The sequence below is a fragment of the Christiangramia marina genome (assembly GCF_048285865.1).
GTDB classification, from domain to species: domain Bacteria; phylum Bacteroidota; class Bacteroidia; order Flavobacteriales; family Flavobacteriaceae; genus Christiangramia; species Christiangramia marina.
In genome coordinates this window covers 100693-112431 of record NZ_JBLVTK010000003.1, presented here as the reverse complement: position 1 = coordinate 112431, position 11739 = coordinate 100693, and the positions used below count along the sequence as shown (strand labels likewise).

The 11739-nt window shown below is 38.8% G+C and carries 8 protein-coding genes; 5 read left to right on the top strand and 3 right to left on the bottom strand.

The genetic code is table 11. The annotated features are described in order from the left end of the window. Window positions 1-220: 220 nt before the first annotated feature. From ACNKXS_RS11275 to ACNKXS_RS11265, 3 genes are read left to right on the top strand one after another with little or no spacing between them, the layout of a single operon-like run. The gene (locus tag ACNKXS_RS11275) at window positions 221-2071 is read left to right on the top strand and encodes a flavohemoglobin expression-modulating QEGLA motif protein (RefSeq protein ID WP_417920929.1); all 1851 of its coding nucleotides are present in this window, start codon (window positions 221-223) and stop codon (window positions 2069-2071) included. Continuing rightward, window positions 2068-3114, top strand: coding sequence for a glutathione synthetase (locus tag ACNKXS_RS11270; protein ID WP_141877672.1), 1047 nt, complete (start codon window positions 2068-2070; stop codon window positions 3112-3114). Before ACNKXS_RS11275 ends, ACNKXS_RS11270 begins: the two co-directional genes overlap by 4 nt. A gap of 4 nt (window positions 3115-3118) precedes the next feature. Continuing rightward, window positions 3119-4030, top strand: a complete 912-nt coding sequence (locus tag ACNKXS_RS11265) for a succinylglutamate desuccinylase/aspartoacylase domain-containing protein (RefSeq protein WP_417920928.1) — start codon at window positions 3119-3121, stop codon at window positions 4028-4030. Window positions 4031-4059: 29 nt separating this feature from the next. Here the strand turns inward: ACNKXS_RS11265 and ACNKXS_RS11260 are convergent, their stop codons facing one another. Continuing rightward, window positions 4060-5217 carry a lactonase family protein gene (locus tag ACNKXS_RS11260; protein WP_417920927.1) on the bottom strand — a complete coding sequence of 386 codons (1158 nt, stop codon included), beginning with the start codon at window positions 5215-5217 and terminating at the stop codon, window positions 4060-4062. Beyond that, window positions 5208-6287 (bottom strand): magnesium/cobalt transporter CorA, encoded by a 1080-nt coding sequence (gene corA, locus ACNKXS_RS11255; RefSeq protein ID WP_417921249.1) that lies wholly within the window; start codon window positions 6285-6287, stop codon window positions 5208-5210. The genes ACNKXS_RS11260 and corA overlap by 10 nt, the downstream gene beginning before the upstream one ends. Window positions 6288-6423: 136 nt before the next feature. Between corA and recQ the strand changes: the two genes are divergently transcribed. Continuing rightward, on the top strand, window positions 6424-8529 hold the full coding sequence (recQ, locus tag ACNKXS_RS11250; RefSeq protein WP_417920926.1) for a DNA helicase RecQ: 2106 nt from the start codon (window positions 6424-6426) through the stop codon (window positions 8527-8529). A gap of 4 nt (window positions 8530-8533) precedes the next feature. On the opposite strand, the gene truA is transcribed toward recQ, so the two are convergent. Next, the gene (gene truA / locus ACNKXS_RS11245; protein ID WP_417921248.1) at window positions 8534-9322 is read right to left on the bottom strand and encodes a tRNA pseudouridine(38-40) synthase TruA; all 789 of its coding nucleotides are present in this window, start codon (window positions 9320-9322) and stop codon (window positions 8534-8536) included. A 248-nt stretch (window positions 9323-9570) separates the two neighbouring features. Here truA and ACNKXS_RS11240 point away from each other — a divergent pair, with 248 nt between their 5' ends. Then, window positions 9571-11739 (top strand): S9 family peptidase, encoded by a 2169-nt coding sequence (locus tag ACNKXS_RS11240; protein ID WP_417920925.1) that lies wholly within the window; start codon window positions 9571-9573, stop codon window positions 11737-11739.

Here is an 11739-nt window from a genome sequence, read left to right as displayed (position 1 = left end):
ATCACGAAAAGCCTTCCTTATGGAAGGCTTTTTTGTTTTTAATAGATTCCTCGCCATTTCCTAATTTTTACTAAGCCTGTCATAAAAATTTGTCAAAAGATCTCAGACAGATTTTGAACGGCTAATTCTTCCTAAATTGGAGTAAACTAATGTTATAAAACCAACCAGATCCTCACCAAACATGGCGTTTAGAGAGGGTTAAAATATACATTTTCAAATTATGCAGGAAATACCTGATCTATCTGAAAATTACATTCAACAAATCTTAACAATTCTTAAGGAAAATAAGGAGATAAGCTGTATGCTTCCCGGAATGGGGATTTTGCATATTGAAAAAGAATTACCCTACCTGGTTATCTACCGTAAAAAATCAAATGATAAAGGAACTAAAAGGTTTATTACCAGTGAATCTTCCTATATGGTTATCGGAAATCGAGATTTTGCCGGTTATCGAAACTTACTGATCGCTATTTCCAATTTGCTATCAGTAGAAATGAAATCATACCTGCTGTTCGAAATTTATGCCGGAAATGAGGACTCTCAAAAATTGCGTATTAAAGGTCCTGCTGAAAAACTGCCTACCAGTTTAGAAACCCTTCAGAAGGATCTATATACCATAAATGAAGTTTTCACCGGCCTTTATTTAGATACAGAAATTGTAGATACGGTACATAGGCGTGCGGAAGATTCCGAAGATCTTATGAGTATTGAGGAAGCTAAGAATTGCGGTGCTGTTCTGGTAAGCCTTGAAATTCCTCCAGTTTACAGGAATGAGAATAATAAGTTATACCCAGTCTTTTTCAGAAATTTTAAAGACTTCCTTATCAAGGCCATGCATAGGTCGTTCTTTGACTTTATCAGGGTACAAACCACAGGCGGCGTCGCCAGCTTCAATGCATTGGGAAGAAAATATTTAAAGCAAGTCGTATTTGATATTGATAAGCAGCTTGCAGATATTGAAAAATCATATCAATTCCTCTGGCTGGTTTCTCCTGCCAATATTCATGAAATCAAGGAAGAATTCTTTAAAAGTAAATATCAGAATGTTCTGGACTATCATTATCGCCTACTTCCCGTTGATCCTGATATTTTAAAGCGCAGACTGTACAATTTAAAGATCGAAGATATTGACGATCCTGCGATGTCCTATCTATTTCGAGAAAAACGCGAAGAACTGGATATGCAAATCACCATGCTGGGCGAACGTGGGTCCAGCAACTTTCTGTACGATAGCATTCGGCTTTACAAAGGCGTGGATCGACAATTATGCGAAGAGGCTCAGAATATTCTCAACGAAGTACCGGAAGAAACCTATAACGAGTCGAATGATATTATTGATGCGAAAGAATTTAGCAGCCTTGCCCGAAAAGAATTTGATTATTTCAAGCAACAGGATGCAAACTTTAATTGCAAGGTGCATATTCGAAAAGATGTGAACGTAATGATGGTTTCTCATGGAGAATTATACATTCCTGCAGATTATGAAATGAGTCGTATCGAGGCAGAAGCACTTATTCAGCACGAAGTTGGAACGCATGTTCTCACTTATTACAATGGAAGCAGGCAACCTTTAAAACAATTAAGCATTGGCCTGGCAGATTATGATCCACTACAGGAAGGTCTGGCCGTAATGTCTGAATTTATGGTAGATGGTCTCACAGCAAACAGACTTAGAATACTTGCTGGAAGAGTGCTGGCAGGACAGGCAGTTTTAGAAGGTGCGAATTTCCAGGAAATATTCAGATTACTAAAAATGGATTACGGTTTTTCTGCGGAAAGAGCCTTCAATATCACTTCCCGAATTATGCAGGGCGGTGGATTCATTAAAGACATTATTTATTTAAAGGGACTTGTTCTACTTAAAGAGCACCTTAAGAATTATGATGATTATGAGATTCTGCTAGCCGGTAAATACGGAATCAAGCACACAAATATAATCCGGGAATTAACAGATAGAAAAGTTTTGGAACCGCTAAGGATAAAACCCCGGTTTCTACATAGTGAACAAATGTTCGAAAAATTGAAATTAATCAGGAATGGTTTAAGCCTTCCACAAATGGTATGTAAATGAAAATATGTTTTGTATTAAATGATGTCGCAACAGAGAAAGATGGTACATCGAACGCGCTAATGCAGATGGCTCATCAAAGAGGTCATGAAGTTTATGCAATGGGTGTTGGAGATTTTAATTTCCACCATGATAAACCTATCACTATAAATTCTACTCAACTACCAAAGGATACTAAAACCAAGTCTACTAAGAAGTTTCTGGAAGCTTTGCAGGGTCCAAAGGCTATAAAAAAGCAAATTGACTGTACGATACTGGATGTTCTTTTTATTAGAAACAATCCTACCGAAGAAGAAGGAAGACAATGGGCTGAGCAGGCTGGTGTCGCATTTGGAAGAATGATCCAGCAACTGGATGTTCTGGTTCTAAACGATGCCTATGCCCTATCCCATGCTTTTATTGATAAATTATATTTCGAAGAGTTACCTCAGGAAATTAAACCAGCATCTATCATTACAAGGGACAAGGATCAACTTTTAGATTTCTGGGAGAAACAGAATAAAAAGATGGTCCTGAAACCCCTGGAAGGTTCAGGAGGACAGGATGTGTATCTTATAGATGAACATGAGAAAAATACAAACCAGATCATCGATCATTTAAGCTCTCAGGGATACGTCATCGCACAGGAATTTTTACCAGATGTAAAAGATGGTGATGTACGTGTCTTATTACTAAATGGTAAAATCATGGAAAGAGATGGCGAAAAAGCAATTATTAGACGGGTAGCAGGCGAAGGAGAATTCCGTAGTAATTTCAGTCTAGGAGCTACTGCAGATAGTAGTGAGCTAACTCCGGAAATGCAACGCATCGTTGATCTTACAGCACCTAAATTAATTCGTGACGGATTATTTTTCGTGGGACTTGATATCGTAAAGGATAAATTGATCGAGATCAATGTACTAAGCCCGGGTGGAATGGAACATTTCAAGGATATTGGACTTTCCCCGTTTACAGATTATATCATCGAGGCGATTGAAAGAAAAGTTGAGTATAAGAATATGTATAAAGGTCAGTTGAGCAACAGGACTCTGGCCACAATGGATTAATTTTATGAAAGAGAAGCTAGAAGAGAACGTAGACAGGATCATAGGAGAATATTCTTCAGGAGAACCCGGCCCGTTACTATTCGTTACAGCTGGGATCCATGGAAATGAACCAAGTGGCGTATTCGCTCTAAAGGAGGTTTTTAAACAACTGGAAAAAACCAAACCTGAGATCGAGGGTAAAATTGTTGGTGTTTCCGGGAACCAGAAAGCACTTAATGAGAACAAACGTTATATAGACGAGGACCTCAACAGAACCTGGACAGAAGAAAATATTCAGAAAAATGATCCTCAAACTCATGAGCAAAAAGAAATGTTCGAGATCATTAAGGTACTAAACAATTATCCTGAAAAGGACCATACGAAAAGGTATTTTCTGGATTGCCATACCACCTCATCGGCAAGTTTGCCTTATGTCTCGGTACAGGAAGTGAACGACAATGATGAATGGGCGCATAATTTTCCGACTTATATCATTAGAGGTTTCAGTGATATCATTACGGGAGACATTGACCATTATTTGAGCCGAACTGGAATGACTGGTTTTGTATTCGAAGCTGGTCAGCATACAGATGATACTTCTGAAGAAAATCATGAAGGGGTCATCTGGTTAGCACTGAAGGAAGCAAATAAATTAGATCTTTCAAAAATTTCCACCCATCCGGAATGTGTAGAAAGATTCAGTAAAAAGAATGCTCCAGATCAAAAGACCTTTGAAATAATTCACCGCCATGGCCTGGAGGATGGAGATACTTTCAAAATGAAAGAAGGATATGAGAATTTTCAGAAAATCGAAAAAGGCGAACTACTAGCCGAACAGAACGGAGAGAAAGTTTATAGCGAATGGGATGCTTATATTTTCATGCCGCTATACCAGTCACAGGGAAACGATGGTTTCTTTGTCGTTCAGGACGTATAGAAAAAAAGCAGCCAATTGGCTGCTTTTTTTTATTTCTGAAACTCCAGACAGACCGGGGTTTTAATTTCAAATATGGGTTCCTGAATCTTTAATTTTCCGCTTTCAGGATTGATCGTGTAAGTTGTTATATTTCCAGTATCCTGGCTGGCGGCATATAAGTATTTTCCGAAAGGTGATATGGCAAAATTTCGTGGTGTCTTTCCAGCTACCGGAACAAATTCAACATTCTTTAGTGTTCCGTTCACCTGATCTATACTAAATATAGCGATACTATTATGACCTCGATTACTGGCATAAAGAAATTTTCCCTCCTTGCCTATATGAATATCGGCTCCAGAATTTTTATCCAGGTAACTTTCAGGCAAAGAACTAAGAGTTTGTACAATTTCAAGTGCACCACCCTTTAAAACCTTATAGGTGGTCACAGTAGAATTCAGCTCATTCATGCTATAAACAAAATTACCATTTCTACTCAGGCTTAAATGTCTTGGACCAGCACCTTCAGGAAGTTGCACCTGAAAATTTTCATGTTTTGAAAGTGTTCCACTGGCAACATCAAATTCGTATACTAAAAGTCGGTCATTACCAAGATCTGCAACATATGCAGTTCTATTGTCACCACTTATTTTAACTGTATGTGCGTGAGCGGTTTCAGCTTCAGGAAGTTTTAATTCACTCACCTTTTCAAGGGCTCCATCAGACTTAACTTTATAAGTAGCTACTACCCCACCCATGTAGTTACTAACGAATACAAACTTTCCAGATCTGTCCAGGGCGATATGACAGGGAGCATGGCCTCCGGTAGAAAGTTTACTAATTTCCTTAAGGTTTCCATTCTCCTGGATCTGGTAAGAATATACATAACCGGACTTATCGTCTCCCGGTCCCAGTTCACTAACCGCAAAAAGAAACTTTCCTTGTCTTCCTGTTTTTACGAACGAAGGATTAATGATCTTAGCCTGTGTACCGCAGTTAGTAAGACTCCCATTATCAGGATCCTGATGTAGCAGGTAGATCCCTTCAGCTTTGCCATCTACATGGCCTTCTTTCTTAGTATAGGTTCCTACATACATTTTATTCATTTCCTTATCAGTATCAGTTTCAGACTGAGCTGAAATATTGGAACTTATCAGAATAAATACACTGCAGGCAGTAATTTTAGCGATCTTAGTGAATTTTAAAGCCATTTTTTACGTTTAAAATAGTAAAGCATTAAAAGGAATATGATGATCATTACTCCCCAAAGTACAAAGTAACTATACTTCCATTGCAATTCCGGAATATATTCGAAATTCATTCCGTAGATTCCAGCGATAAAGGTAAGCGGAATAAAAATACTCGCCATGATGGTAAGTACTTTCATGACCTCGTTCATTTTGTTACTAATCGTGGTCATATACATATCCATAAGACCCCAAATCATTTCCCGGTAAATTTCGATGTTTTCTGAGATCTGAATTATATGATCATATAAATCTCTAATATAATTCCCTGTGTGTGGATCTATAATCTCGTTTTCCAGTTTTTCCAGTCGGCTTATCACTTCACGCAGAGGGAAAACAGCACGCCTAATTCTAAGAATGTTTCTTTTTAGATCCTGTATCTCGTAAACAATATCATCACTTGGTCTGTTAGTGAACAGACTTTCTTCTAGTAGTTCGATACGATCGCTCATATCATCGATCACCAGAAAATAATTATCAATAATGGCATCCAGAAGCGCGAACATTAAGTAATCTGCTCCCTTACCTCTTATCCTTCCTTTAGAAGTTTCCAAACGTTCTCGAATAGGGTCAAAAACGTCACCATCAGATTCCTGAAAGGTGATGACATAGTTTTTACCAACGATCATACTAATATGCTCATTTTCAATTTCTCCATCCTTGTGATAAAGCATTTTCGCAACTATAAAAAGATAATCCTGGTATTCTTCAATTTTAGGTCGCTGCCCGGTATTTACGATATCTTCCATCACCAGTGGATGCAACTCATAGTAATCCCCAAGTTTTTCGATTTCACTAATATTATTTAGTCCGTCAATATTGAACCAGGTAACACTTTTTTCATCTACATAATTAAAAGCATCATCTGGCGAATTGGAAGTATACCTTTCATATTGGTCGGCATTATAATCGATCACTTCAAGTTTGGTTTCTGAAGATTCTTTGTGACCCACGTAGGTCATCGTTCCAGGCACCTGGTTTACCGTCTTAGTATGTTTGGGACGCCTTAGCAACAGCTTTCTTCGTTTCGCCATATAAACTTTAATTTTCATAAAAATAGGAATAATCTGTCAATACTCTAGATTGCACCCTGGCTAAGGGACTGTTTATTCCTTCTGAAAATTGACCTCTCCACTGGTTGTTCTGAACCTTTAATTTTACCTTTGCGCCATGAATGAAGTTAAGCTGCTGGATACTCTGAAGGAGTATTTTGGATATGAGAAGTTTAGACCCTTACAGAAGAAGATCATACAATCTGTATTCGATGGAAAAGATAACCTGGTGATCATGCCAACCGGTGGTGGGAAATCTATTTGTTACCAGCTTCCCGCAATCTTATTACCTGAAATTACCCTCGTAATTTCACCACTTATAGCTCTCATGAAGGACCAGGTAGACGGTTTGAACGCCAATGGTGTTCCCGCCGCTTACCTCAACAGTAGCCAGACCGAAGATCAACGTGAAGCTATTTTTAAGCAAATTGAGAATAAAGAGCTTAAACTTATATATGTTGCTCCGGAAAGTCTTCAAATCGTTGATCGTTTCCTGGTGGATGGAAAAGTTAGTCTAATCGCCATCGATGAAGCACACTGTATCTCGAGTTGGGGACATGATTTTCGCCCGGCCTATACACAACTTGGATATCTTAAGAACAGGTTCCCTTCAACTCCAATCCTGGCGCTTACCGCAACTGCAGATAAAGCCACTAGAAATGATATCTGCCGGCAACTTAATATCCCTGCTGCCAAAAAACATATTGCATCTTTCGACCGGAAGAATCTAAGCCTGGAAGTAAAACCTGGTATCAAGCGGTTTGAGCAGATTGCAAAATTTCTCAAAAATCGTACTTCTGAAAGTGGAATCGTCTATTGTTTAAGCCGAAAAACTACCGAAGAGCTTGCTGCAAAACTGAAAGCGAAAGGATTCAAGGCAGAAGCCTATCATGCAGGGATCGATCATGATCAACGTTCACAGATACAGGATGATTTTATCAATGACGAAAAACAGATCATTTGTGCAACCATCGCTTTTGGTATGGGTATCGATAAATCGAATATCCGTTGGGTTATTCATTATAACATGCCAAAGAACCTGGAAGGATATTACCAGGAAATTGGACGTGCCGGTAGAGATGGGCTGGAATCTGAAACACTGTTGTTTCATTCTTATGCTGATGTGATCCAGCTTCAGAAATTTGCTTCGAATGCGAAGAATGAAGAAGTTCAATTGGCAAAGCTTGATCGAATGAAGCAATATTCTGAAGCACTTTCCTGCAGAAGGAAGATCCTGCTTGGGTATTTTGGAGAGTACCTTCAGGAAGATTGCGGTAATTGTGATATTTGCCGGAATCCACCGGAATTCTTTGATGGTACGATCATCGCACAAAAAGCACTTTCATGTATCTACCGACTTAAAGCGTCTGAACCAATTTCCGTAGTTATCGATATTCTAAGGGGTTCACAAAATGAAGTGGTTCGTAAGAACAATTACCAGGAGCTTTCTACCTATGGTATCGGGAAAGATATTTCCTGGCAAAACTGGCAGCAGTATATTATACAATTGATCAACCTTGGTTTGCTGGAAATCGCTTTTGATAAAAACAATCATCTCCAGTTAACTGAAAATGCTAAGTCAGTTCTATTCAGCAAGGAGAAGGTTTTTCTGGCAGATGTTAAACAACAGGTGGAGAAAGCTGAAAAGGATAAAAAAGAGTCATCTTCTAATTCGCTGTTCGAAAAACTAAGACAGTTACGACTTTCCATCGCAAAGGAAGAAGATATTCCTGCCTACCTTATTTTCAACGATGCTGCATTAAAGGATATGGAAAAACAACGTCCAATGTCTGATGCAGAATTCCTGCTGATCGATGGTGTTGGTCGTAAGAAAATGGAAGACTATGGCTATCGCTTTATCAAAGAGATCATTGCCTTCAGTAAAGATAAAAGAGAGAAAAAACCGAAAACGAAGCGCTCTAAAAAGTCTAACACCTTTAAGGAAACACTGGAATTGTATGAACGTGGATTGAGTATAGAGGAAATGGCAAAAGAAAAAGGCGTTTCAACCAATACGATCTACGCGCACCTGATAAAACTTTATGACGAGGAAGAGGAGATCAACCTGCATCAGTTCGTTCCAAAATCTGATCTAAAAGCGATCAAAAAAGCAAAATCTGATCTTAACGATCCTAATTCATTGAAAGCATACTTCGAACATTTTGAAGGAGCCATCCCTTATGAGACGATCAAGCTAGGTCTTAAGATCATTGCTGATAAATAGATTGCTAATCAAATTCCAGTTTTCTCAGGATCAATCCAGATGCCGGGGCAATAAAGTCCATTTGTAAATGTGGGGTATCTGGTCTTAGGCTTTCTTCAATTTCATCAAGACTTAATTCACCGCGTCCTACCTGTATAAGCGTTCCCATCATTAAGCGAACCTGGTGTCTTAAAAAACCTGATGCGTGAATATGAAATATATAGGAATTTTCAGGGAAAAAATTAGCGGTATAAAGCGTATTCTCAACAAGTTCAGATCTTAGCATCTCACGCTCAAAAGTGCTTTTTTCAGATACCCGCACGCAATAATTCTTAAAATTATGCCTGCCTTGATAAAGCTTTGCGGCTTCTTTCATTTTTTCAATGTCCAAATCTTCCTGGAAATTTGCCATAAATGGAGCACAAAATGGATGGAACTTGTCACCAACGCTAAATAAATAGGCATATTCCTTTGTTTTCGAATCCTGTATGATATTAAATTTATCATCTACTTCTTCAATACTTAAAGCTCGAATATCCTGTGGTAGATTTTTATTTAATAGTTTGAGGAATTCCTGCAAATCTTCCAGCGGTTCATGATCAAGAAATAATTCAAAAGCCGACTCTTCCGCAGATACCATGGCATCTGTACGGCTGGTTCCAAGGATCTTGTATTTTGCGCCGGGCATGATCCAGCCAAAGGTTTTAGTGATCAAACCTTCAACCGTTTTCACATCTGGCTGTTTTTGCCATCCATGTAAGCGATAGCCCAAATACTGTACTTTAATAAAATAGAAGAATCTTTTCCTGAACAAAGGCTTGATTTTCCCGCAAAGATATCCAAAATGAACCGCATTCCTAAAAACTAAAAGTTTCAAGCGCTTCAGGTTTCAGAGATTTCGGTAATTATATTTAAATTGGAGTCCTGGTAGGAGTTTTCAGAATAAACCTATCAAAAAATTATTTGACATCTAATCCCTTCGGGAGAATTTAAAAGGAGTAAATGTGCTAAAATAACCTGAAGATCAACATTGAAATGAAACCAGTCCTCAAAGTATAGAATATGAAAAAATACCTTATAGTTCTTATTGCTTTTCTTACGTTCTCCAACGTAAATTCCCAAAACCGGGATAGCATCACTGCTGAAGATTACGCAAATGCAGAAAAGTTCTTGAGTTATAATACAAATAGTAAAATTTACCGGAGTTACGTCTACCCACAATGGCTGGATAATGGAGATTTCTGGTATCGAATTACCACCCGGGATGATTCAGAATTTGTTCTGGTCAAAAGTAAAACTGGTGACAAAACTACTTTTACTTCCAAAGAGGAATTGCTAGCGAACATTGAAACAGGTTCCCAAGAAAATGGTAGGTATTCGCGTATAGAAGTTGCTTCGCCAGATGGAAATAAGTTAGCTTATATCAAGGACTGGAACTTATGGATCAAAGATGCTGCCACTGGTGAGGAGACGCAACTAACCAAAGACGGAATCGAAAATTATGGTTATGCTACAGATAATGCTGGTTGGAGAAAAAGTGACAAGCCAATCCTGTTATGGTCTCCAGATTCCAAAAAGATCGCCACTTTTAGACAGGACCAGCGTCATGTAAGTGATATGTACCTTGCTTCAACTAAAGTTGGGGCTCCAGAACTTCAGCAGTGGAAATATCCACTTCCGGGTGATGAAAAGGTGATTCAGATCGAGCGTATTATTATAGATACAAAAAATTCAGAGATCATTCCGCTAAAAATTCCGCAGGATCCAAGAAGAGGAACTCTGTGTGATGATATTAGTTGTTCAGGTGCTTTCGATGATAATCAGTGGAGTGAGGATTCTAATGAGCTGGCCTTTGTTTCAACTTCAAGAGACCATAAAGTAGCAAAGTTCAGAATTGCAGATGCAACTACTGGAGAAGTTCGTGAAGTTTTTGAGGAAAAAGTAGATACTCAGTATGAATCTGGACAGGGAAGCATTAACTGGAAATATTTCCCTGAAAGCAATGAGATCATCTGGTATTCTGAAAGAGATGATTGGGGTCACTTATATCTTTATGATTCCAGAACCGGAGAACTTAAAAATCAGATCACCAAAGGAGAATTTGTTGTTACTGAAGTTTTAAAGTTCAATCTTGAAGATCGCATGATCTATTTTATGGCGAATGGGAAGGATCAATCTATGGATCCATATTTCGCTCAATTCTATAGCATTCGATTTGATGGCAAAAAGTTAGAGAACCTCACTCAGGAAGATGCAAATCATAGCATAAGCATCTCTCCAGATTCAAAGTATTTTGTAGATAATTATTCTAAACCAGATACTCCTAACCAGGCCGTGCTCAAAAAAATAAATGGTAAACTAGTAGCCAATCTGGAGAAAGCAGATATAAAGGACCTGGAAGCTGAAGGCTGGAAACCCGCTAAGAGAATAAGTGTAAAGTCAAGAAACGGGGATTGGGATCTTTACGGCCTTATGTTTACGCCAACACACCTGGATGAGAATAAATCCTATCCCGTGGTGAATTATATTTATCCAGGACCTCAGGGAGGTGGAGTTGGTTCCCGTTCATTTTATCCAAGCCGGAGTGATCACCAGGCAATGGCCGAACTAGGTTTTATAGTGGTAATTATTGACGGTACCTGCAACCCGAATCGATCAAAATCCTTTCATGATGCCTGCTACGGTAATATGGCCGATAACACCCTGGAAGATCAGATCAGCGGACTTCAGCAATTAGCTAAAAAGTATCCTTATATGGATCTGGATCGAGTTGGGATCTGGGGACATTCAGGTGGTGGATTCGCTACTGCAGCTGCCCTCTTCAATTATCCTGAATTCTATAAGGTTGGTATTTCTGAATCTGGAAACCATGATAACCGCAATTATGAGGATGACTGGGGCGAGCGTTATATAGGTTTATTGCGCAAAGACGAAGATGGTACTTCAAATTATGCTAAACAAGCCAATCAGAACCTGGCGGCGAACCTGGAGGGTAAATTGCTTCTAGCGCATGGTGCAATGGATGATAATGTACCACCTTATAATACATATCTGGTAGTTGATGCCCTTATCGAAGCCAACAAGGATTTTGACCTGATAATTTTCCCTCATGCACGCCATGGCTTCGGAAAAGATTCGTATTATATGATGAGAAGACGCTGGGATTATTTTGTGGAGCATTTGATGAATGCCACTCCCCCTCAGAATTATGAATTAGGACCAAAATCTTAA